The organism is Streptomyces sp. M2CJ-2 (assembly GCF_016757295.1).
In the GTDB taxonomy this organism is placed as follows: domain Bacteria; phylum Actinomycetota; class Actinomycetes; order Streptomycetales; family Streptomycetaceae; genus Streptomyces.
Map to the genome: position 1 here is coordinate 69459 of NZ_JAESIF010000011.1, position 22344 is coordinate 91802.

Below are 22344 nucleotides of genomic sequence, written 5' to 3' on the forward strand. Positions count from 1 at the left end.
ACGTGGAAGGGATCGTTCCTGTGTCTGCCGAACTCTCCGACGACCTCAAGAAGCTCATCGACGACACCCCCGTCTTCGCGACGGTGGCCACCCTGCAGCCCGACGGCAGCCCGCAGCTGACGGTGACCTGGATCAAGCGCGACGGCGACGACCTGCTGATCTCCACGACCATGGGCCGCAGGAAGGAGCAGAACCTGCGCCGCGACCCGCGGATCACCGTGATGATCAACCCGTCCACCGCGCCGTACACCTACGCCGAGGTGCGCGGTACGGCGACGCTCGGCACGGACGGCGGCCCGGAGCTGATCGAGGAACTCTCGCGCAAGTACACGGGCAAGGCCTACGCGGACTTCAACCCGGCCTCCGCCGACGACGCCCCACGCGTCGTCGTCCGGGTCACCCCGCGCAAGGTCGTCGGCTCCCTCTAGGACGCGGCACCGGCCGTGCCGACCGGGGTGCCGGTGAAGCGGTTCGACGAACCGGACGGCCTGCCGCCGAATCCTCCTGAGCAGGTGTCACCACCCGTGCCCCGGAGTGCTCTTCGTCACCAACCGTGCCTTGTCATGCGCGTTTTCACGTGTGGAGGTACTGTGCAGGACGCTGGCACTTTTCAGTGCCTCGAACTGTGAGGCGGCAGTCGGTCTGCAGTCGTGTCGACCGCAACCAAGTCGTAGGCTCGTACGTCTTGCTTGCGTGACTGGTGCTGAGTACGAGGGGGGACAAGGTGACGCCGGAGGGGCGAGGGGAAGAACCCGACGTCACTATGCAGTTGAAAGCGCTCGGCTCGTTCAAGGCGGAAGAGACCGTGCAGTTGCGCATGCCCGTGCAGCGCACAGCCGGTACGGAGAACGAGAAGCCCGAGGCGTCCGGGACAGCCGAGACGGCTGAAGAACCCGCCTCTTCGGAGACGGCCTCCACGGAGCGAATACGTGGCGGTGAAAAAACCGGCCGATCGCCCCGGTCCAGAAACCGGAACCCCCGCAAGGCCCCCCGCCCCTCCCTCCGCTCCCGCCTCGCCGCCGACCCCCGCCTGGCACCCCTGCTGAGCTTCCTCGACGCGGCGGCCGCCCGCCTCGCGCCCTACGCCCGCCGGATGAAGCCGGAGTACCCCCGGCCCGGACGCACCGGCTGGCGCCGATGGCTGCCCTCCTGGCGGCAGTGGCTCGGCGGCACGTTCGCCGGCATCGGTCTCAGCGGCCTCTTCCTCGTCGTGGCCTACGCGGCCACCGACATCCCTGACGACCTCAACTCGCACGCCACCCAGCAGGACAACGTGTACTTCTGGTCCGACGGGACGCCCATGGCCCGCACCGGCTGGGTGCAGCGCCAGGCCATGCCGCTGCGGGACATCCCCGAGGACGTCCGCTGGGCGGTCCTCGCCGCCGAGAACGAGAACTTCTACAACGACCCCGGCATCTCCCCGATGGGCATCACCCGCGCCGTGCTCCGCACGTTCGGCCAGGGCGACACCCAGGGCGGCTCGACCATCACCCAGCAGTACGTCAAGAACGCCTATCTGAACCAGGACCAGACGGTCCGCCGCAAGTTCACCGAGGCGATGATCGCCCTCAAGCTCGACAACCGGATGAGCAAGGAGGAGATCCTCGAGAGCTACCTCAACACCAGCTGGTTCGGCCGCGGCACCTACGGCATCCAGCGCGCCGCCCAGGCCTACTACGGCAAGGACGTCAGCGAACTCAACGCCAGTGAGGCCGCGTTCCTGGCCTCCCTGCTCAAGGGCGCCGGCCTGTACGACCCGGCCCTGAGCGGCGCCAACCGCGACCGGGCCGAGGAGCGCTGGTCCTGGACCCTCGACCGGATGGTCGACATCGGCAAGCTCTCGCCGGCCGAGCGGGCCAGGTACAAGAAGTTCCCCGAGCCGCTGAAGAGCAACCCGCTGTACTCCACCGGTGAGCAGAGCGACTACCTGGTCGAACTCGCCTCCCAGTACGCCAAGAAGTCCGGGAAGATCTCCGAGAAGCAGTTCGACCTCGGCGGCTACCAGATCTACACGACCTTCGACAAGGAGCGGGAACGCCGGCTCACCGACGTCGTCACCAAGGCCCGCAAGAAGGCGCTGAAGGACGACCCGAAGACCGCGAAGACCGTGCACTACGGGGCGGCCTCGGTGGCCGCCGACGGCCGGATCCTCGCCGTGTACGGCGGCCCCGACCACCGCAAGCAGGGCTACAACGAGTCCAACGCCACGACCGTCCCGGCCGGTACGGCCTTCACCCCGTTCGTGTACGCGGCGGGACTGCAGCACGGCGTCCGCACCACCCGTGACGGAGAGCGGACCCCCGTCACCGGCGAGTCCCTCTACAACGGCGACCACGACGTGCCGGTGACCACGCCGGAGGGACCGTACTGGGACCGCAGCGGCCGCAAGGTCGCCGCCGGCAACGACGGGGAGAAGTCCTACGGGCAGATCTCCCTGCGCCGGGCGATGGCACTCTCGGTGAACACGCCGTTCATGCAGCTCGGCATGGACACCGGCCTGGACAAGGTGCGCGCCACCGCCGTGGCCTTGGGACTGCTGCCCTCCAGCATCGGAGCCCGGGTGCCCGCGCTGTCGATGGGCAGTTCCACACCCAGCGCCATCCGCATGGCCGGCGGTTACTCGACGTTCGCCGCGGCCGGCGAGCACACCGAGCCGTACTCGGTGCACCGCATCACCCGCAACGGTGCCAAGATCCCCCTGGACCTGCCCGAGCCGCGCCGGGCGGTCCGCGCCGAGGTGGCCGAGGAGGTCAGCTCCGCGCTCACGGAATCCTTCCGCACCGCCCACCCCGACGGCGCGCCCGCCACCGCGAAGGTGGCCGGGAAGCCCGGAACGACGGAGAAGGACACCGCCGCCTGGTACGTCGGCACGCACGAGTCCGTCTCCACGGCCGTCGTCGTCTACCGCATCGACCTCACGGAGAGCCTCGAACCACTGCCGTTGGAGGGTCTCGCCGGCACCGCCGACGACAGCGTCCCCTACGGCATCTGGTCCGGCGCCCTGGGCCTTTCCGGATGACCACCGACCGGGCACCGCAGTCCCCCCACCGACTCTGGAGAACGAGCCGCACATGAAGCCATCGTCGGGGCGCCGCCGCAAGGCCAAAGCGCCGCGTCGCGCCGCCGTCCTCCTCCGCCCCGCTGTCCTGGCGTCGGCGGCGCTTCTCACCGCCGCGTCGCTGACGGCGGGCTACCTGGTGCTGAACGGCACGGACGACACCGCGCCGACGGCTTCCTCGGGGGACGGCAAGAAGGCCGCGGGGGCCGCCGCCGAGGAGCCGGAATGGGACGGGAAGACCAAGGTCCTGGGAGACGGCTCCACCTCCTACACCGGCCCGCAGAAGGACCGGTTGAAGCCGGAGCCGCTCAAGCCGGGCCAGAAACCTCCCCAGTTCGTCGTCTTCTCCTGGGACGGCGCACTGCAGGGCGAGGACGGGCTCTTCTCGCACTTCCTGGACGTGGCCGACGAGAACGACGCCCGCATGACGTTCTTCCTCACCGGGATCTACCTGGTGCCGAAGACCAAGAAGGAACTGTACGACCCGCCCCAGCACGACAGGGGAGCCGCGGCGATCAGCTACCCCACCGACGAGCACATCCGCACCACGCTGGAGCAGTTGGGCAGGGCCTGGAAGAAGGGGCACGAGATCGGCACCCACTTCAACGGGCACTTCTGCGGCGAGAAGGGCGGCGGCGACTGGAGCGTCGCGGAGTGGAAGAGCGAGATCGACCAGTTCAACTCCTTCGTGAAGAAGTGGAAGACCAACACCGGCTACACGGACCTGCCCGCGCTGCCCTTCGACGTCGACAAGGAGGTCACCGGCGGGCGCGCCCCCTGCCTGGAGGGCCAGGCGAACCTGCTGAAGGCCATCAAGGACTACGGCTACCGCTACGACTCCAGCTCCGCCGGAGACTTCCAGATATGGCCGACCAAGAAGGGCGGCGTCTGGGACTTCCCGCTGCAGATGCTCCCGTACGAGGGCGGCAAGTACCAGGGCCTGTCCATGGACTTCAACTTCCTCTACAACCAGTCCGACGGCAAGACCGACGGTGATCCGGCCATGTACCCCCAGTGGGAAGAGGAGACCGTCGGCACCTACATGGCCGGTTTCAACCGCGTCTACCACGGCAGTCGGGCGCCCCTGTTCATCGGCAACCACTTCGAGGAGTGGAACGGCGGCATCTACATGCGGGCCGTGGAACGGGTCATCAAGAACGTGTGCACCAAGAAGGACGTCCAGTGCGTGTCCTTCAAGGAACTGGCCGACTGGATGGACGTACAGAAGCCCGCGACGCTGGAGCGGCTGCGCACCCTCGACCCGGCCCAGTCGCCGGACTGGTCGACCGTGGTGAACTGAGGAACCGTCACCACAGGGTCAACTGGCTTACCCCTCTTCACAGATGCCGCACATCTCATGCGAGGATGCGGCTTCCCGGCATCCCCCAGCCGGGGCAAGAGGGGAAACATCCATGAAGTCGAGAAGAATAAGCCGCACGCGGCGCCGTGCCACCATATTCGGGGCGGCCACCGTCTCCGTCGTCGCCGGAGCGGCGATGCTGCCCGTCTGGAGCGCGGGCGCCGCGGTCACCGACGACCCGACGGTGGACGCCAAGACCAAGGCCACCTTCCAGCGTCTCGCGGACGCGGTCTTCACCGACCGCACGGAGGCCCTGGTCGCCGGCGGCCAGGCCGACCGGGACAAGCCGCGGACCGGCGGCTTCTCCGGAGATGTCCGGCTGTCCTCCGGCACGGCCCGCAGCGAGGACGCCGCCCTGTCGAAGCTGGACCGGCGTCGAAACGCACTCGCGAAGCTGGGCGAGAAGTACAGCAAGGGCAGCACGACCGTCACGCTGGGCGCCACCAATGTGAAGGGCCGCAAGGCGAAGGCCGTGGCCACCGAGACCACGACCCTCACCTACGCGAAGGCCCGCGGCGATGCGCCGGGCACCACGGGGTTCCAGACCCGCCACGAGCTGACGTTCACCGCGGACCGGCGGGGCGACTGGCAGCTGACCGGAATCCGTCCGGCCGACGAGGACAACCTCGCCGTGAACGAGACGACCGCGCCGCCGGCCACCGAGCCCGTGACCGTGAAGTCGGCCACCACCACGCCTGCGGCGCCCAAGGCCTCGACCGCGTACCCCGGCCCGGCGAACCCGAAGAACTTCACCGCCAGCGGTCTGGACTACAAGGCGATGGCCGACTACGCCAAGCGCCACTGGTCCGACTACAACCCGGACTACCCGAACTTCAACGGGGCGGGCGCGGGCGGCGACTGCACCAACTTCGTCAGCCAGGCCCTGAAGGAGGGCGGCTGGAAGCACGTCCCCGGCTACGTGTACGACTACACCCGGTGGTTCGGCAACGCCGAGATCCAGTCGCACTCGTTCGTCGGCGTCAACGAGTGGTCCTGGTTCGCCCAGAACTCGAAGCGGACGACCAGCCTCGCCAACGTCCACCAGATGGACGTCGGCGACGTGCTCCAGATCGACTTCGACAACAACGGTTCGAAGGACCACACCATGATCGTCACGTCCCGCAGCCAGGGCGTGCCGTATCTGACGTACCACTCCACCAACACCTACAGCAGGTCGGTGACGAGCATCATCGCGTCGTACCCGAACGCGTCGTACTACGCGTACCGCACCTGACCGGTCCGCTCCGGCCGTAGTACCGCCGTGCCTCGCCCGCGTACCGGTGTACCGATGGAGGCACGGCGGTACGAAACGGCCGAGGGCCGTCGGGCAACGGCTTCGACGGCCCCCGGCCGGACGGCCGTCGGCGAACACGTTCCCAACCGCACCGGTCAGGAGACCCACGTGAACCGTCCCTCCCTCGGCGTCGTGCTGATGTCCGTCGGCGCTGTGGCCACCGTGGCCGGAGCCCTCATGTACGTCCTTCCGGGCCCCGGCCTCCCCGTCCTGCTGGCGGGGCTGGCGCTCACGGCCGGCGGAGCCGCCGTACGGATCACCGGCGGCAGGTGAGACGGTCACTTTGGGCTTCCGCGTCGAGGAATTCGCACCCGTGGTGGGTGTCCAGCTGCACAGTGTCGAGCTGTGGGACAGGCCCCGGCAGGTAGTCGATCGACTGTCCCGTCCCGAGGAACAAGAGCAGTCACCGGAACACGGGCCCCTCGCGGGCTTCACCGTCGGGGTGACCGCCGCGCGCCGGGCCGAGGAGCTGGGCGCGCTGCTCCAGCGGCGGGGCGCCGCCGTGCTGCACGCCCCGGCCCTGCGGATCGTGCCGCTCGCCGACGACAGCGAGCTGCTGGCCGCGACCAAGGAGATCATCGAGCGGGCCCCGGACATCGCCGTCGCCACGACGGCGATCGGCTTCCGCGGCTGGGTCGAGGCCGCCGACGGCCGGGGACTGGGCGAGGAGCTGCCGGCGAAGCTGCGCGGGGCGCGGATCCTGGCGCGCGGACCGAAGGTGAAGGGCGCGATCCGGGCGGCCGGGCTGACGGAGGAGTGGTCGCCGCCGTCGGAGTCGATGGCCGAGGTGCTCGACCGGCTCCTGGCGGAGGGCGTCGACGGACTGCGGATCGCCCTCCAGCTGCACGGCGAACCGCTGCCCGGGTTCGTGGAGTCGCTGCGGGCCCAGGGAGCGGAGGTGGTGGGGGTGCCGGTCTACCGGTGGATGCCGCCCAAGGACATCGCTCCCGTCGACCGGCTGCTGGACGCGACCGTCGCCCGGACCCTGGACGCGGTCACCTTCATCAGCGCGCCCGCCGTCGCGTCCCTGCTGTCCCGGGCCGAACAGCGCGGGATGCTCGACGACGTCCTCGCCGCCCTGGGCCGCGACGTCCTGCCCGCCTGCGTCGGCCCGGTCACCGCGCTGCCGCTGCAGGACCGGGGCATCGGCACCGTCCAGCCGGAACGCTTCCGGCTCGGCCCGCTCGTCCAGCTGCTCTGCCGGGAACTGCCCGGCCGGGCCCGCCCGCGGCCGGCCGCCCCGCCCCGGGACCGGGGCGGGCCGAGGGGTTCCGGCCGGGGAAGTGGGCAGGCACTGTAGGAGGGAGCGGGTTTCCGGGACGGATTCCCCACTCGCTCCGCACCGGCCCCCACGCGACCGGGGCGAACCCTAGGCGGTGACAGACACATGGCACTGGGTACGGTCACGGCGCCCCACGAGCTGCGGTTCGACACCGGGCGGATCTGTCTGGATCTCCTCGCCACCGCGCATCCCGAGGAACGGCTCGGCTCCGTCGAGGTGGTGTGCGCCTGGATCACCGGCTCCGGGCTCGTCCCGGCGGGCACCCCGCTGGCCCACGCCGACGGCTCCTGGCCGGCCGCCTTCCGCGAACTGCGCGGGCACCTCGCCCGCCTGGTGCGCGGCCGGTCGGCGCCCGGCACCCCCGCGTACGCCCGCGCGCTCGCCCGCGTCAACGACCTCGCCCGTGCCGCGCCCCCGGTGCCGCGGGCGGTGCCCGGTGACGACGGGGCGCTGGTGCGGCGACTGGACGGGCCGCCCGGCAGCGCGGCCCTGCTCGCGGTGATCGCCAGGGACGCCGTGGACCTGCTCACCGACCCGCTCGCGCGCGCGAGCCTGCGGCAGTGCGAGGGCGACAACTGCCCGATCGTGTACCTGGACACCTCGCGCGGCCGCCGCAGGCGCTGGTGCTCCAGCGAGATCTGCGGAAACCGCGAACGGGTGGCCCGCCACCGCCGCCGGGCCGCCGCCCTCACCCGCGCCTGAGCCGCCCTCGCTCCGGCCCTTTCGCTCCTTCTCCCCAACTCCGCTGTCCCGTATACGGCTTTCGTTCTTCGACCCGCGAAGTGACTTCGCTTACACCCCGTTTGACCTCCGCGTCGCGCGGGCAGCCCGGTCGGACCGGCCCCTGTGGCGGGAATGTGAAGAAGAAGTGGGGGGAATGTGCTCCCATGTCCCGGTCTTCACCCTGCCCCGCAGAAAACTCTCGCCTCCCGTTGAACACCCAACCCGCCCCGTCCGTACCGGTTGTCGAGCGACCGACTGGGGGATCCCCCGGACACCGGAGGTGGGCGTGCGCAAGGATGCGGCCGTGGCCAATGAACGTGGAGCGAGGGCCCGACATCGCATGTCTGCGTCCTCATCGTCTTCGTCGAGCGAACCTGACGAGGAGTTGATGCGTGCGCTGTATCGAGAGCACGCGGGACCCTTGCTCGCCTATGTCCTGCGCCTGGTCGCCGGAGACCGGCAACGCGCCGAGGACGTCGTGCAGGAGACGCTCATCCGTGCCTGGAAGAACGCCGGTCAGCTCAATCGAGCCACCGGTTCGGTACGCCCCTGGCTGGTGACGGTCGCCCGGCGCATCGTCATCGACGGCCACCGCAGCCGGCAGGCCCGGCCGCAGGAGGTCGATCCGTCGCCGCTGGAGGTCATCCCCGCGGAGGACGAGATCGACAAGGCGCTGTGGCTGATGACGCTGTCGGACGCACTCGACGACCTGACCCCGGCTCACCGGGAGGTGCTCGTCGAGACGTACTTCAAGGGACGTACGGTCAATGAGGCGGCTGAGACACTGGGCATACCCAGCGGCACGGTCCGTTCCAGGGTCTTCTACGCCCTGCGTTCGATGAAGCTGGCACTGGAGGAGCGGGGGGTGACGGCGTGATGAGTGGGTACGGGGGAAACCAGGGATTCGGCGCGGGTGGTTCGGGTATGTCTGGTGTCATGCAAGGATCACCGGTGCCGAACGAGCATGAGACCGTCGGCGCCTACGCTCTCGGCATCCTCGACGATGCCGAAGCGACCGCGTTCGAGGCGCACCTCGCGAGCTGCGAGTGGTGCGCCCAGCAGCTCGACGAACTCGCCGGTATGGAGCCGATGCTGGCCGCCCTCGCGGACCTGCCCGGCACCGGTACACCGTCGCTCGGCGAGTCGCTGTCGGCCAAGCCGGCGCCGCGCGTGGTGGAGAAGCTGGTCGACGAGGTCGCCGAGCGACGCGCCAAGAAGCGCCGCCGCAACTTCTACATGGTGGCCGCGGCCGGCGCCCTGATCGTCAGCGGCCCCTTCGTGGCCGTCGCGGCGAACGGCGGCAACGACGGCGGGGGCGGTGGGAGCAACGGCACCAGCCAGACCCTCTCCGCGAACCCCGCGAAGGAACTCTTCGACCAGATCCCCGACAAGATCACGGCCACCGACCCGGGCACCAAGGTCTCCGTGACCCTGGCGCTGCAGAAGAAGGACTGGGGCACCGCCGTCGTCACGCAGCTGACGAACGTCAAGGGCCCCGAGAAGTGCGTGCTGATCGCCATCGGCAAGAACGGCGAGCGGGAGACCGTCACCACCTGGTCCGTCCCGGAGTGGGGCTACGGCCTGGCGGACGCCAAGACGGACAAGGCCAAGCAGCCGCTCTACGTCCAGGGTGGCGCGTCGCTGGATCTCAACAAGATCGACAAGTTCGAGGTCATCACCTTCGACGGCGAGAAGCTGGCCGAGGTCGACGCGTAGCCTCACGGGCCCCCTTCGCGTACGGTTGACGGCTGCCCAGCACGTCAGAAGGGGGCCCGGTGGCCGCTCAGGCACAGCAGGAAACCGCGGTCGATCCGGTTCACGACTCCGTTCGCGACCGGGAGATCGATGTCGAACAGGAACACCTCGACCGGGTGTACCGACGGCTCGAGGAGAAGATCCACGAGGCCGAGTTCCTCATGCACGACGCCGCCCGGCGCGGCCAGGTCGGCACGCCCGGCGCGCTCGCCGAACGGGACGCCCAGGTCTTCCGGGCCGGCGTCCACCTCAACCGGCTGAACAACGAGTTCGAGGACTTCCTCTTCGGCCGGATCGACCTGCTCCAGGGCAAGGACGGCAAGAAGGGACCCGACGGCGCCTACACCGCCGTCGAGCCCGCCGAGGGCGCCGTCCGCCCCGACAACACCGCCGACATCGCCGAGACCCTGCACATCGGCCGCATCGGCGTCCTCGACGAGGAGTACTCCCCGCTGGTCATCGACTGGCGGGCACCCGCCGCCGCCCCCTTCTACCGGTCCACCCCGGTCGATCCGGGCCGGGTGGTGCGCCGGCGCGTCATCCGCTCCAAGGGCCGCCGGGTCCTCGGCGTCGAGGACGACCTGATGCGCCCCGAGCTGACGGCCTCCCTGGACGGCCACGAACTGCCCGCCGTCGGCGACGGCGCCCTGATGGCCGCGCTCGGCCAGGCCCGTACCCACAGCATGCGGGACATCGTGGCCTCCATCCAGGCCGAGCAGGACCTGGTGATCCGCGCCCCCGCCGCCTCCGTGACCTACGTCGAGGGCGGCCCCGGCACCGGCAAGACCGCCGTCGCCCTGCACCGCGCGGCCTACCTGCTCTACCAGGACCGGCGCCGGTACGCGGGCGGCATCCTGATCGTCTCGCCCACCCCGCTCCTGGTCGCCTACACCGAGGGCGTGCTGCCCTCCCTCGGTGAGGAGGGCCAGGTCGCCATCCGCGCCATCGGCTCCCTGACCGACGACGCGTCCGGCACCGGGGCCACCCTGTACGACGCCCCGGCCGTGGCCCGCGCCAAGGGCTCGTACCGCATGCTCAAGGTGCTCAGGAAGGCCGCGCGCGGCGCGCTGGAGCACGGCGGCACGCCGACCCGGCTGCGGGTCGTCGCCTTCGGCCGGCGGATCGAGCTGGACGCCGACGAGCTGGCGGCCGTCCGCCGCACCGCCCTCGGCGGCACCGCACCGGTGAACCTGCTGCGCCCCCGCGCCCGCAAGCTGCTGCTGGACGCGCTGTGGGAGCGCTCCGGTGCGGCCGGCCGGCACACCGATCCGGAGCTCGCCGCCGAACTGCGCTCCTCCTTCGACGAGGACGTCACCACCGAGGACGACTTCCTCTCCTTCTTCGACGCCTGGTGGCCCGAGCTGACCCCGGCCGCCGTGCTGGACGCCATGGCGGACGAGCGGCGCCTCGGCCGCTGGGCCCGGCGGGTCCTCAACCCGGGCGAGGTCCGCAGGGTCGCCCGTTCGCTGCGGCGGGACGGCCGCTCGGTGCACGACATCGCACTGCTGGACGAGCTCCAGGCCCTCCTCGGCGCCCCCGCCCGGCCCCGGCGCAAGCGCGAACTCGACCCGCTGGACCAGCTCACCGGCCTCGAGGAGCTGATGCCGGTGCGCGAGGAGTCGCAGCGCGAGCGGGCCGAGCGCCTCGCCCAGGAGCGCACCGAGTACGCCCACGTCATCGTCGACGAGGCCCAGGACCTCACCCCGATGCAGTGGCGCCTGGTCGGCCGGCGCGGCCGGCACGCCACCTGGACGATCGTCGGCGACCCCGCCCAGTCCTCCTGGTCCGACCCCGACGAGGCCGCCCAGGCCCGCGACGAGGCCCTCGGCAGCAGGCCCCGCCGCCGCTTCGAACTCACCGTGAACTACCGCAACCCGGCCGAGATCGCCGGCCTCGCCGCCAAGGTGCTGGCGCTCGCCATGCCCGGCGCCGAGTCACCGAGGGCGGTGCGCTCCACGGGCGTCGAGCCGCGGTTCGTCGTCGCGGAGGGCGCGCTGGGCGAGACCGTGCGCGCGGAGACGGCCCGGCTGCTGGAACGGGTGGACGGCACGGTCGGTGTGGTCGTCGCCATGCAGCGCCGCGAGGAGGCGCGGCGCTGGCTCGACGGGCTGGGAGACCGTGCGGTGGCCCTCGGCAGCCTGGAGGCCAAGGGTCTGGAGTACGACGCGACGATCGTCGTCTCCCCGGCCGAGATCGCCGACGAGTCCCCGGCCGGCCTGCGCGTTCTGTACGTCGCCCTGACCCGGGCGACCCAGCAGCTCACCGTCGTCTCGACGGAACGGGACGAGCCGGACGCCGCCGGAGTGCCGGACCTGCTCCGGGACTGAACCCGGAAAAAGGTTCTCGGGGGAATGGCCCTGCGGCATCCGTTTGTTAGCCTGGCAAGTGACACCGGCCCGATCCAAGCCCCCGGGCCCAACCTTCGTCGCTACGAGCGACCACTTGCCGCGAGGCGAGCATGGCGGGTCGGTGTCACTGAACGACCGAGAGGCCCATGTCACTTCCGGGTGACATGGGCCTCTCGCGTCTCTGCTCCCGTGTCGGCTGCGGGCCGCTCGGCGCAGCGACTTACGCGCGGCCCCCTGCCTCTCGTATGGTGGAACAGCCTTTCCGGAAGCTGTCGCAGATACCCGCTTTCCGTGCGAACAAAACGTTCGTAATAGGAGGCGGCTACCGCGTACTCAGGGGTAGGTGCGACGATCGGACGGCACGAGCTGTGACACGCAGGAACGCAGCGAAACGGTGAAAGCAGAGGAAGTCGGCCATGGCAACGGCGCCCAGCGTCTCCTACTCGATGACCATCCGGCTGGAGGTGCCGTCGAGCGGGACCTCCGTCTCCCAGCTCACCACCGCGGTGGAGTCCTCCGGCGGCACGGTCACCGGCCTCGACGTCACCGCGTCCGGGCACGAGCGGCTCCGGATCGACGTCACCATCGCGGCCACCTCCACCGCCCACGCCGACGAGATCGTGGAGAAGCTCCGCGGCATCGAGGGCGTCACCCTGGGCAAGGTCTCGGACCGTACGTTCCTGATGCACCTCGGCGGCAAGATCGAGATGGCGTCCAAGCACCCCATCCGCAACCGTGACGACCTCTCCATGGTCTACACGCCGGGTGTGGCCCGCGTCTGCATGGCGATCGCCGAGAACCCCGAGGACGCCCGCCGCCTCACCATCAAGCGCAACTCCGTTGCGGTCGTGACGGACGGCTCCGCCGTGCTCGGCCTGGGCAACATCGGCCCCAAGGCCGCCCTGCCCGTGATGGAGGGCAAGGCCGCCCTGTTCAAGCGGTTCGCCGGCATCGACGCCTGGCCGATCTGCCTCGACACCCAGGACACCGACGCGATCGTCGAGATCGTCAAGGCCATCGCCCCGGGGTTCGCCGGCATCAACCTGGAGGACATCTCCGCACCGCGCTGCTTCGAGATCGAGGCCCGGCTGCGCGAGGCCCTCGACATCCCCGTCTTCCACGACGACCAGCACGGCACCGCGATCGTCGTCCTGGCGGCCCTGACCAACGCGCTGCGGGTCACCGGCAAGGCGATCGAGAACGTCCGGGTCGTCATGTCCGGCGCCGGCGCGGCCGGCACGGCCATCCTGAAGCTGCTGCTCGCGGCCGGTGTGAAGAACGCCGTCGTGGCCGACATCCACGGCGTGGTGCACGCGGGCCGCGAGGACCTGGTGGACGCCCCCGCCGACTCCCCGCTGTGCTGGATCGCCGACCACACCAACCCGGAGAACCTGACGGGCACGCTGAAGGAGGCCGTACGCGGCGCGGACGTCTTCATCGGCGTCTCCGCCCCGAACGTCCTCGACGGCGCGGACGTCGCCGCGATGGCCGAGGGCGCGATCGTCTTCGCGCTCGCGAACCCCGACCCCGAGGTGGACCCGGGCGTCGCCCGCGAGACCGCGGCCGTGGTGGCCACCGGCCGCTCCGACTTCCCGAACCAGATCAACAACGTGCTGGTGTTCCCGGGCGTGTTCCGCGGCCTGCTGGACGCCCAGTCCCGCACCGTCAACACGGAGATGATGCTCGCCGCCGCGCAGGCCCTCGCCGACGTGGTCACCGAGGACGAGCTGAACCCGAACTACATCATCCCGAGCGTGTTCAACGACAGGGTCGCGGGCGCGGTCGCCGACGCCGTGCGGGAGGCGGCGAAGCTGACGCGGACCCCGGCCTCCGCCTCCTAGCGGCTCCCGGGGCCGGGCGGCGCCGCTGTGACCATCACCACGGCAGGTGTGCGACCGGCGCGTCGTGGAACCCTTGGTGTACGGCCGCGCTCTATCGTGGCGGCCGTACACCAAGGGTTCCGCCCCCGGCTCCCGCGCTCTGCTGCCGGAAGCGGACGCAGTGTCACCGACATCAGGCCGTCGCGTTCTCCGTGTGACCCCCATGGGTGACTCCCACGGGTGTTCTCACGGCTCCTGCGGGTGCCGGATTGGCGTTACTGCCGCAGGTAGAGGCAGGATGCTGCACCAGGACAACGTCCAGGGGGCAGCACCTCCAGGGGCGTGCGGGCCCGACAGGACCCGGGTCCGGGCCCTCACCGAGGACCCTGGCAGCATCGGCTTGACCGTGCCCTACGTGCGGCCCCGCCGCGTGGCACGCCTCAACGGCAAGAAGAACACGGGAGTAACAACATGAACCGCAGTGAGCTGGTGGCCGCGCTGGCCGACCGCGCCGAGGTGACCCGCAAGGACGCCGACGCCGTGCTGGCCGCGTTCGCCGACATCGTCGGCGACATCGTCTCCAAGGGGGACGAGAAGGTCACCATTCCCGGTTTCCTGACCTTCGAGCGCACCCACCGTGCCGCTCGCACCGCGCGCAACCCGCAGACCGGTGAGCCGATCCAGATCCCGGCCGGCTACAGCGTGAAGGTCTCCGCGGGCTCGAAGCTCAAGGAAGCCGCCAAGGGCAAGTGATCCTGCCGTTCGTACGTCCCGGGACGGCGTACGACGCACAGTGACGTCAAAAGGGCGGCCACCCGAACGGGTGGCCGCCCTTTTGACAAGCCCGAATCAAGTCAGCCGAGCGCCCTGCCCCCGACCGGTCGGGGGCAGGGCGCTCGGGAACGGATCAGCCGAGGGCCTTGCCCGGGAGCTCGACCTTCGCCCCCAGCTCGACCAGCTTCTCCATGAAGTTCTCGTAGCCGCGGTTGATCAGGCCGATGCCGTGGACGCGGGACGTGCCCTGGGCGGCGAGGGCGGCGATCAGGTAGGAGAAGCCGCCGCGCAGGTCGGGGATGACCAGATCGGCGCCCTGGAGCCGGGTCGGGCCGGAGACGACGGCCGAGTGGAGGAAGTTGCGCTGGCCGAAGCGGCAGTCGGAGCCGCCCAGGCACTCACGGTAGAGCTGGATGTGCGCGCCCATCTGGTTGAGCGCCGAGGTGAAGCCGAGCCGGGACTCGTAGACCGTCTCGTGGACGATGGACAGCCCGGTCGCCTGCGTCAGGGCGACCACCAGCGGCTGCTGCCAGTCGGTCTGGAAGCCCGGGTGGACGTCCGTCTCCAGCGCGATGGACTTGAGCTGGCTGCCGGGGTGCCAGAAGCGGATGCCCTCGTCGTCGATCTCGAAGGCACCGCCCACCTTCCGGTAGGTGTTCAGGAACGTCATCATCGAGCGCTGCTGGGCGCCGCGGACGTAGATGTTGCCCTCGGTGGCCAGCGCCGCGGACGCCCAGGAGGCGGCCTCCAGGCGGTCGGGGAGGGCGCGGTGGTTGTAGCCGCCGAGCTTGTCCACACCGGTGACGCGGATGGTCCGGTCGGTGTCCATCGCGATGATCGCGCCCATTTTCTGCAGGACGCAGATCAGGTCCTCGATCTCCGGCTCCACCGCCGCGTTGGACAGCTCGGTGACGCCCTCCGCGAGGACCGCCGTCAGCAGCACCTGCTCCGTCGCGCCGACGGACGGGTACGGCAGCTCGATCTTCGTGCCGCGCAGCCGCTGCGGGGCCTCCAGGTACTGGCCGTCCGCCCGCTTCTCGATGGTCGCGCCGAACTGCCGCAGCACGTCGAAGTGGAAGTCGATCGGCCGGCCGCCGATGTCGCAGCCGCCCAGACCGGGGATGAACGCGTGCCCGAGACGGTGCAGCAGCGGTCCGCAGAACAGGATCGGGATGCGCGAGGAACCCGCGTGGGCATCGATGTCGGCGACGTTGGCGCTCTCCACCCGCGTCGGGTCGAGCACCAGTTCACCGGGCTCGTCGCCCGGACGCACCGTCACCCCGTGCAGCTGCAGCAGCCCTCGCACGACCCGGACGTCACGGATGTCCGGGACGTTGCCCAGCCGGCTCGGCTCACTGCCCAGCAGGGCGGCGACCATGGCCTTCGGTACGAGGTTCTTCGCACCGCGGACCCGGATCTCACCTTCCAGCGGGGTTCCGCCGTGGACAAGCAGGACGTCTTCAGCTCCGTTGACGGTCATGAATCTCGCGTTCCGTGGAGGGGGGCAGGGGCCAGAGGGCAAGCGTAGTCGCCCTCACTCCGGGCTCTGTCAGCCCGTGTGCGACCCGGCATCCGTCCCACCGCCCCCACAACACGAGCAGTCCCTCAGTGGCCACTCGGGGTCACCGCCGTCCTGTGCGCCGGGGGTGCTCCCGTACGCCCGCCGGGCCCCCGGCCCCCGGCCGCCGACCGCTCGGAACGCGGATCCACCAGGCAGCTCCGCCGCCGTGCGGCCCGGTTCACCCGCATACCCCCGATCGGCTCCCCACGGGAAGGGAAGATGCGGGATCATGTCTGGCATGACCGAGGTGTCCTCGCTCACAGGGCGGCTGCTCGTGGCCACTCCCGCCCTGGCGGACCCGAACTTCGACCGTGCGGTGGTGCTCCTCCTCGACCACGACGAGGAGGGCTCCCTGGGTGTCGTCCTCAACCGCCCGACTCCGGTGGACGTGGCGGACATCCTGGAGGGCTGGGGGGACCTGGCCGGCGAACCGGGGGTCGTCTTCCAGGGCGGCCCGGTGTCGCTGGACTCGGCCCTCGGCGTCGCCGTCGTCCCCGGCGGGGCGGGGAACGGGACCGCACCGCTGGGCTGGCGCCAGGTGCACGGCGCGATCGGGCTGGTCGACCTGGAGGCGCCGCCCGAGCTGCTCGCCTCCGCCCTCGGCTCGCTGCGCATCTTCGCCGGATACGCGGGCTGGGGCCCCGGCCAGCTGGAGGAGGAGCTGGCGGACGGTGCCTGGTACGTCGTCGAGTCGGAGCCCGGCGACGTCTCGTCCCCGGCGCCCGAGCGGCTCTGGCGCGAGGTGCTGCGCCGCCAGCGGGGTGAGCTGGCGATGGTGGCCACGTATCCGGACGACCCTTCGCTCAACTGATGCGCGTGAGCTTCAGTACTCTTGATTTCATGAGCACTCTTGAGCCCGAGCGCGGGACTGGTACGGGGACCCTCGTAGAGCCGACGCCGCAGACGTCCCACGGCGACGGCGACCACGAGCGCTACGCCCACTACGTCCAGAAGGACAAGATCATGGCGAGCGCCCTCGACGGCACGCCCGTCGTGGCGCTGTGCGGCAAGGTGTGGGTGCCGGGCCGGGACCCGAAGAAGTACCCCGTCTGCCCCATGTGCAAGGAGATCTACGAGTCCATGAGCGGCGGCGACGACGACAAGGGCGGCAAGGGCAAGGGCAAGGGCGGCAAGTAAACCCCCTGCCCTCCCACGGAGTCGTCCGGACCGCTCAGCCGTCCCGGACGGCTGAGCGGTCCGGACCGTCCAGGGCCCCCGGGTGCGTTTTGCGCGCCCTGGGGGCCTTTGTGCTGCCCGCGCGTTGCGCGGAGCGCTTCCGCCGGACACAGAGTGGTCGAGACCTCTTGTGGGTCGGTTCACCCAGTACCTAACCTCCGTTGTTGTTGTGCACGGCGAAACCTTCATTGCGTATGTTGCAACGCCTCATCGGAGGAAGCAGTCCATGAAGCTGTCCGTCCGCCTGGTCGCACTCGCGGCCCTCCTCGCCACCGCCGCCTGCGCGCCCCAGACTTCCTCGGGCTCCTCCTCCGCCAAGGACGAGAAGACCGGGACCTTACGCGTCTGGCTCTTCCAGGAAGTCGACAACGCGCCCAAGGAGAAGGTCGTCGAGTCCGTCGTCGCCGGGTTCGAGAAGGCGCACGACGGCACCGAGGTCACCGTCGAGTACATCCCGGTCGAGACCCGGGCCCAGCGCATCAAGGCCGCCTTCAACGACCCGAAGTCCGCGCCCGACCTCGTCGAGTACGGCAACACGGACACCGCCGGCTATGTGAAGGACGGTGGACTCGCCGACGTCACCGAGGAGTTCGGCGCCTGGGACGAGACGAAGGACACCGATCCGACCGCCCGGCAGTCGGTCACCGTCGACGGCAGGGTCTACGGGGCGCCGTACTTCGTCGGCGTCCGCGCGCTGTACTACCGCACCGACGTCTTCGAGGAACTCGGGCTCGAGGCACCCACGTCACAGGCCGAGTTGATCTCCACGGCCCGGAAGATCCGCGCCGCGAAGCCGGAGCTGTACGGCATCGCCGTCGGCGGCGCCTACACCTACGGCGCGATGCCCTTCATCTGGGCCCACGGCGGCGAACTCGCCACCGGCAAGCAGGGCTCGTACGCCTCCGCGATCGACACCCCCGCCGCCCGCAAGGGCATCGAGGCGTACACCTCCCTCTTCGGCGACGACAACTGCCCGGCCGCCAAGTGCGCCGGCATGGGCGGCAACGACACGGTGACCGCCTTCGCCGCGGGCAAGGCCGCCATGGCGATCGGCGGCGACTTCAGCCATGCCGCCGTCGAGGCCGGCAAGGTGAAGGGCCGGTACGCGGTCGTGCCGCTGCCGGGAGTGCGGCCCGGGTCCATCGCCCCCGCTTTCGCGGGCGGGAACAACCTGGGCGTCCTGAAGTCGACTTCGCACCGCACCCTCGCCGTCGACCTGATGCGACGGCTCGCCTCGAAGAAGACACAGGGCGAACTGTTCGACGCGATGGGCTTCCTGCCGACCTTCTCCGACGTGCGGCAGCAGGCGGCCGCCGAGGAACCGTTCCTGAAGCCGTTCGTCGAGACCCTCGCCGCCGACACCAAGTTCGTGCCGGCCTCGCCGGCCTGGGCGCAGATCGACTCCTCGCTGGTACTGCCGACGATGTTCCAGGAAGTCGTCAGCGGCAAGAAGGACGTGGAAGCCGCCTCCGCGGACGCCACGAAGAAGATGAACGAGGCGTTCGGCTCGGTGGGCTGAACCAGTGGCCGTACAGGACACGGTGGCCGTGCGGAAGCGTCCCGCGCTCTTCACGGCTCCCGCCCCCCACGATCCACGGGGCCCCCGGCGCCGCAAGGGCGGCCTCGCCCCCTGGCTCTACCTCGCACCCGCCCTCGTCGTCCTCGGGGGGCTGCTCGCCTACCCGGTCTACCAACTCGGCCTGATCTCGCTTTTCCACTCCACCCAGGCGCAAGTCAGCGGCGGCGAACCGACCACCTTCAAGGGGCTCGGCAACTACACCGAGCTCTTCGCCGACGACCAGTTCTGGCAGGTGCTGCTGGCCACCCTGCTGTTCGCGGCGGCCTGTGTGGTGTCCACCCTGGCCGTCGGCTGCGCGCTCGCCGTACTCCTCACCCGGGTGCGCGCCGTGCCCCGGCTCGCCCTGATGCTGGCCGCGCTCGGCGCCTGGGCGACCCCGGCCGTCACCGGCTCCACGGTGTGGCTGTTCCTCTTCGACGCCGACTTCGGCCCGGTGAACCGGGTGCTGGGCCTCGGCGACCACTCGTGGACGTACGGGCGGTACAGCGCCTTCTTCCTCGTCCTGCTCGAAGTGGTCTGGTGTTCCTTCCCGTTCGTGATGGTCACCGTCTACGCCGGCATCCGCGCCGTACCCGCCGAGGTGCTGGAGGCCGCCGCCCTGGACGGCGCCTCGCAGTGGCGCGTCTGGCGCTCGGTGCTCGCCCCGATGCTCCGGCCGATCCTGGTGGTCGTCACCATCCAGTCGGTGATCTGGGACTTCAAGGTCTTCACCCAGATCTACGTCATGACGGGCGGCGGCGGCATCGCCGGCCAGAACCTGGTCCTGAACGTCTACGCCTACCAGAAGGCGTTCGCGTCCTCGCAGTACAGCCTCGGCGCCGCGATCGGCGTGGTGATGCTGCTGATCCTGCTCGCCGTCACGCTGGTGTACCTGCGGCTGCTGCGCCGCCAAGGGGAGGAACTGTGAGTCTCGCGGGCCGGGACGGGGCGCGCCGGGTGAATCTTGTGCGCCGGTTCGTACGGCGTCCGTGGCGGCTCGCGGCCGAGGCGACGGCACTGCTCGTCGCGGCGGTGGTGGCCTTCCCGCTCCACTGGATGGTGCTGGGCGCCTTCAAACCGGCCGGCGAGATCGAGTCGGACCGGCCCCGGCCGTGGACCCTGACACCCACCCTGGACTCCTTCCGGCGGGTGTTCGGGCAGCAGGAATTCGGCCGGTACTTCGTCAACAGCGTGGTCGTCGCGGTCGCCGTGGTGATCGCCTCGGCGCTGATCGCCTTTCTCGCGGCGACCGCCGTGACGCGATTCAGGTTCCGTATGCGGACCACCCTGCTGATCATGTTTCTGGTGGCCCAGATGGTGCCCGTGGAGGCGCTGACGATTCCGTTGTTCTTCCTCATGCGGGACTTCGGCCAGTTGAACACGCTGTGGTCGCTGATCCTGCCGCACATCGCGTTCTCGCTGCCGTTCGCGATCTGGATGCTGCGGGGGTTCGTGAAAGCCGTTCCCGAGGCGCTGGAGGAGGCCGCGTACATCGACGGCGCGAGCCGCGCGCGTTTCCTGTGGCAGATCCTTTTCCCGCTCGTTCTGCCGGGGCTCGTGGCCACCAGCGTGTTTTCCTTCATCTCCACCTGGAACGACTTCCTGTTCGCCAAGTCCTTCATCATCAGCGACATCTCGCAGTCGACGCTGCCGATGGCCCTGCTGGTCTTCTACAAGCCGGACGAGCCGGACTGGGGCGGCGTGATGGCGGCGTCCACGGTGATGACGATTCCGGTGCTGGTCTTCTTCGTACTCGTACAGCGGCGCCTGGTCTCCGGACTGGGCGGAGCGGTGAAGGACTGACATGACCGAACTGATTCCAGCGCCCCGCAGCGTCGTCGCCGGCTTTGGCGAGGTGCGGCTGACGGCGCGCTCCCGTCTTCACTCCGGTCTCGGGACGGAGGGCGTCGGCCGGTGGCTGCGCACCGTCCTCTGGCAGGCGACCGGTCTGCCGTTGCATGAAGGGAGGAAACCCGACGACCCCACCGACACGGAAGGCGACGGCATCGGGCTCCGACTCGACCCCGGGCTCGGTCCCGAGGAGTACCGCCTCGTCAGCGACCGGACGGGTGTCCTGGTCGAGGGCGGCAGCGCGACCGGTGCCTTCTGGGGCGCCCAGACGCTGCGGCAGCTCCTCGGCCCCGACGCGTACCGCAGGGCCCCGATCGGCCGCGACCGGGTGTGGGCGGTGCCGCACGTGACGATCGAGGATTCCCCCCGCTTCCGCTGGCGCGGACTCATGCTCGACGTCGCCCGGCACTTCATGCCGAAGGAAGGCGTGCTGCGCTATCTCGATCTGATGGCGGCGCACAAACTCAACGTCCTCCACTTTCACCTGACGGACGATCAGGGATGGCGCGTCGAGATCAAGCGGTATCCGAAGCTGACAGAGATCGGTTCTTGGCGGGCCCGTACGAAAGTCGGGCACCGCGCCTCACCGCTGTGGGACGACACGCCGCACGGTGGCCACTACACACAGGACGACATCCGCGAGATCGTCGCCTACGCCGCCGAGCGGCATATCAGCGTCGTACCGGAAATCGACGTACCCGGGCACTCGCAGGCCGCCATCGCCGCGTATCCGGAACTCGGCAACACCGATGTCATCGACACCGCCTCCCTGACCGTCTGGGACACCTGGGGGATCAATCCGAACGTACTCGCCCCCACCGACGACACCCTGCGCTTCTACGAGGGGGTGCTCGAGGAAGTCCTGGAACTGTTCCCCGCGGACGCCGGCCCCGGCGCCCCCTTTACTCCCTTCTCGGGGTTCGTGCACCTGGGCGGCGACGAATGCCCCAAGGACCAGTGGCGTGCGTCGGCCGTCGCGCAGCAGCGGATCAGGGATCTCGGCCTGACCGACGAGGACGCCCTCCAGTCCTGGTTCATCGGGCACTTCGCCACCTGGCTCGCCGCGCGGGGGCGCCGGCTGATCGGCTGGGACGAGATCCTGGAGGGAGGTCTCGCCCCGGGCGCCGCCGTGTCGTCCTGGCGCGGCTACGCCGGCGGGATCGCCGCCGCCCGCGCGGGGCACGACGTGGTCATGTGCCCCGAGCAGCACGTCTACCTGGACCACCGGCAGGACGCGGGCCCCGAGGAGCCGGTGCCGATCGGGTACGTGCGCACCCTGGAGGACGTCTACCGGTTCGAGCCCGTACCGCCGGAACTGACGGCCGAGGAGACCGGACGGGTCCTGGGCACCCAGGCCAACGCGTGGTCCGAGGTGACGGAGGACCAGGAACGGGTGGACTACCAGGTCTTTCCCCGGCTGGCCGCCTTCGCCGAGGTCGCCTGGAGCGCGCTGCCGGCCCCCGCGGAACGGGACTTCGCCGATTTCGAACGCCGGACGACCGCCCACCGCCGGCGCCTCGACGCCCTGGGCGTCGCCCACCGCCCGCCCACCGGACCGCTCCCTTGGCAACGGCGCCCCGGAGTGCTGGGCCGCCCCCTCGACGGCCCGCCCCCGCACCGGTAGCGCGTACCCCGCACCGCCGGTGCGGGGTACGCGCTACCGGCCATGCCCCGAAGTCCGCCCGACTCGGAACAGGTCGCGAAAAAGGGCGCGAGGGCCACCGAAGAGTGCATCCGATCGCACCGGCGATGTCCCGCCAAATCGGATCATGCCCGGGGTGAAG

At 70.3% G+C, this 22344-nt stretch carries 18 protein-coding genes and 2 pseudogenes; 18 read left to right on the forward strand and 2 right to left on the reverse strand.

Going from position 1 to position 22344, the window contains the following annotated elements:
• Positions 1 to 20: 20 nt before the first annotated feature.
• The 5 genes from JL475_RS12070 to JL475_RS12090 all read left to right on the forward strand — a co-directional run bounded on the left by JL475_RS12070 (position 21) and on the right by JL475_RS12090 (position 5985).
• On the forward strand, positions 21 to 428 hold the full coding sequence (locus tag JL475_RS12070; protein ID WP_202277577.1) for a PPOX class F420-dependent oxidoreductase: 408 nt from the start codon (positions 21 to 23) through the stop codon (positions 426 to 428).
• 335 nt (positions 429 to 763) lie between these two features.
• The gene (locus JL475_RS12075; RefSeq protein ID WP_202277578.1) at positions 764 to 3019 is read left to right on the forward strand and encodes a transglycosylase domain-containing protein; all 2256 of its coding nucleotides are present in this window, start codon (positions 764 to 766) and stop codon (positions 3017 to 3019) included.
• A 52-nt stretch (positions 3020 to 3071) separates the two neighbouring features.
• The gene (locus JL475_RS12080; RefSeq protein ID WP_202277579.1) at positions 3072 to 4358 is read left to right on the forward strand and encodes a hypothetical protein; all 1287 of its coding nucleotides are present in this window, start codon (positions 3072 to 3074) and stop codon (positions 4356 to 4358) included.
• 112 nt (positions 4359 to 4470) lie between these two features.
• A complete protein-coding gene (locus JL475_RS12085) occupies positions 4471 to 5652 on the forward strand; it encodes an amidase domain-containing protein (protein ID WP_202277580.1) in 1182 nt (393 codons plus the stop codon).
• Between the two features lie 168 nt (positions 5653 to 5820).
• Positions 5821 to 5985 (forward strand): hypothetical protein, encoded by a 165-nt coding sequence (locus JL475_RS12090; protein ID WP_202277581.1) that lies wholly within the window; start codon positions 5821 to 5823, stop codon positions 5983 to 5985.
• Between the two features lie 10 nt (positions 5986 to 5995).
• Here JL475_RS12090 and JL475_RS39930 read toward each other — a convergent pair.
• Positions 5996 to 6106, reverse strand: a pseudogene (locus JL475_RS39930) (transcriptional regulator); the annotation flags it as partial.
• Between JL475_RS39930 and JL475_RS12095 the strand changes: the two are divergent.
• From JL475_RS12095 to JL475_RS12125, 7 genes and pseudogenes are all read left to right on the forward strand, one after another.
• A pseudogene (locus tag JL475_RS12095) lies at positions 6089 to 6937 on the forward strand (uroporphyrinogen-III synthase); the annotation flags it as partial. The pseudogenes JL475_RS39930 and JL475_RS12095 overlap by 18 nt on opposite strands.
• 162 nt (positions 6938 to 7099) lie before the next feature.
• Complete coding sequence (locus JL475_RS12100) at positions 7100 to 7696, forward strand: ABATE domain-containing protein (RefSeq protein ID WP_202277582.1); 597 nt, start codon at positions 7100 to 7102, stop codon at positions 7694 to 7696.
• A gap of 301 nt (positions 7697 to 7997) precedes the next feature.
• Positions 7998 to 8594, forward strand: a complete 597-nt coding sequence (locus JL475_RS12105) for a sigma-70 family RNA polymerase sigma factor (protein WP_202277583.1) — start codon at positions 7998 to 8000, stop codon at positions 8592 to 8594.
• A 74-nt stretch (positions 8595 to 8668) separates the two neighbouring features.
• A complete protein-coding gene (locus JL475_RS12110; protein WP_307825030.1) occupies positions 8669 to 9433 on the forward strand; it encodes a zf-HC2 domain-containing protein in 765 nt (254 codons plus the stop codon).
• 59 nt (positions 9434 to 9492) lie between these two features.
• Positions 9493 to 11799 (forward strand): UvrD-helicase domain-containing protein, encoded by a 2307-nt coding sequence (locus JL475_RS12115; protein WP_202277585.1) that lies wholly within the window; start codon positions 9493 to 9495, stop codon positions 11797 to 11799.
• A gap of 437 nt (positions 11800 to 12236) precedes the next feature.
• Positions 12237 to 13661, forward strand: coding sequence for an NAD-dependent malic enzyme (locus JL475_RS12120; protein WP_202277586.1), 1425 nt, complete (start codon positions 12237 to 12239; stop codon positions 13659 to 13661).
• A 450-nt stretch (positions 13662 to 14111) separates the two neighbouring features.
• Positions 14112 to 14393 (forward strand): HU family DNA-binding protein, encoded by a 282-nt coding sequence (locus JL475_RS12125; protein ID WP_042173245.1) that lies wholly within the window; start codon positions 14112 to 14114, stop codon positions 14391 to 14393.
• Positions 14394 to 14547: 154 nt separating this feature from the next.
• On the opposite strand, the gene murA is transcribed toward JL475_RS12125, so the two are convergent.
• Positions 14548 to 15894 carry a UDP-N-acetylglucosamine 1-carboxyvinyltransferase gene (murA, locus tag JL475_RS12130; protein ID WP_202277587.1) on the reverse strand — a complete coding sequence of 449 codons (1347 nt, stop codon included), beginning with the start codon at positions 15892 to 15894 and terminating at the stop codon, positions 14548 to 14550.
• Between the two features lie 319 nt (positions 15895 to 16213).
• Here murA and JL475_RS12135 point away from each other — a divergent pair, with 319 nt between their 5' ends.
• The 6 genes from JL475_RS12135 (at position 16214) to JL475_RS12160 (ending at position 22184) form a co-directional block, all read left to right on the forward strand.
• Positions 16214 to 16786: a YqgE/AlgH family protein gene (locus JL475_RS12135; RefSeq protein WP_202277588.1), complete on the forward strand. Its 573-nt coding sequence runs from the start codon at positions 16214 to 16216 to the stop codon at positions 16784 to 16786.
• Between the two features lie 29 nt (positions 16787 to 16815).
• Complete coding sequence (locus JL475_RS12140) at positions 16816 to 17112, forward strand: DUF3039 domain-containing protein (RefSeq protein WP_202277589.1); 297 nt, start codon at positions 16816 to 16818, stop codon at positions 17110 to 17112.
• 265 nt (positions 17113 to 17377) lie between these two features.
• Positions 17378 to 18670: an extracellular solute-binding protein gene (locus JL475_RS12145; RefSeq protein ID WP_202277590.1), complete on the forward strand. Its 1293-nt coding sequence runs from the start codon at positions 17378 to 17380 to the stop codon at positions 18668 to 18670.
• Positions 18671 to 18698: 28 nt separating this feature from the next.
• Positions 18699 to 19637: a sugar ABC transporter permease gene (locus JL475_RS12150; RefSeq protein ID WP_307825033.1), complete on the forward strand. Its 939-nt coding sequence runs from the start codon at positions 18699 to 18701 to the stop codon at positions 19635 to 19637.
• A gap of 29 nt (positions 19638 to 19666) precedes the next feature.
• The gene (locus JL475_RS12155; RefSeq protein ID WP_202277650.1) at positions 19667 to 20512 is read left to right on the forward strand and encodes a carbohydrate ABC transporter permease; all 846 of its coding nucleotides are present in this window, start codon (positions 19667 to 19669) and stop codon (positions 20510 to 20512) included.
• Between the two features lies 1 nt (position 20513).
• Entirely contained in the window at positions 20514 to 22184 is a 1671-nt protein-coding gene (locus tag JL475_RS12160) for a beta-N-acetylhexosaminidase (protein WP_202277592.1), read from the forward strand.
• The last annotated feature ends 160 nt before the right edge of the window (positions 22185 to 22344 follow it).

Excerpts from the sequence above, each read along its gene's own strand:
- JL475_RS12075 (WP_202277578.1), top strand. The coding sequence starts at position 764 with ATGCAGTTGAAAGCGCTCGGCTCGTTCAAGGCGGAAGAGACCGTGCAG.
- JL475_RS12080 (WP_202277579.1), top strand. The coding sequence starts at position 3,072 with ATGAAGCCATCGTCGGGGCGCCGCCGCAAGGCCAAAGCGCCGCGTCGC.
- JL475_RS12085 (WP_202277580.1), top strand. The coding sequence starts at position 4,471 with ATGAAGTCGAGAAGAATAAGCCGCACGCGGCGCCGTGCCACCATATTC.
- JL475_RS12100 (WP_202277582.1), top strand. The coding sequence starts at position 7,100 with ATGGCACTGGGTACGGTCACGGCGCCCCACGAGCTGCGGTTCGACACC.
- JL475_RS12120 (WP_202277586.1), top strand. The coding sequence starts at position 12,237 with ATGGCAACGGCGCCCAGCGTCTCCTACTCGATGACCATCCGGCTGGAG.
- JL475_RS12125 (WP_042173245.1), top strand. The coding sequence starts at position 14,112 with ATGAACCGCAGTGAGCTGGTGGCCGCGCTGGCCGACCGCGCCGAGGTG.
- murA (WP_202277587.1), bottom strand. The coding sequence starts at position 15,894 with ATGACCGTCAACGGAGCTGAAGACGTCCTGCTTGTCCACGGCGGAACC.
- JL475_RS12135 (WP_202277588.1), top strand. The coding sequence starts at position 16,214 with ATGACCGAGGTGTCCTCGCTCACAGGGCGGCTGCTCGTGGCCACTCCC.
- JL475_RS12140 (WP_202277589.1), top strand. The coding sequence starts at position 16,816 with ATGAGCACTCTTGAGCCCGAGCGCGGGACTGGTACGGGGACCCTCGTA.
- JL475_RS12145 (WP_202277590.1), top strand. The coding sequence starts at position 17,378 with ATGAAGCTGTCCGTCCGCCTGGTCGCACTCGCGGCCCTCCTCGCCACC.
- JL475_RS12160 (WP_202277592.1), top strand. The coding sequence starts at position 20,514 with ATGACCGAACTGATTCCAGCGCCCCGCAGCGTCGTCGCCGGCTTTGGC.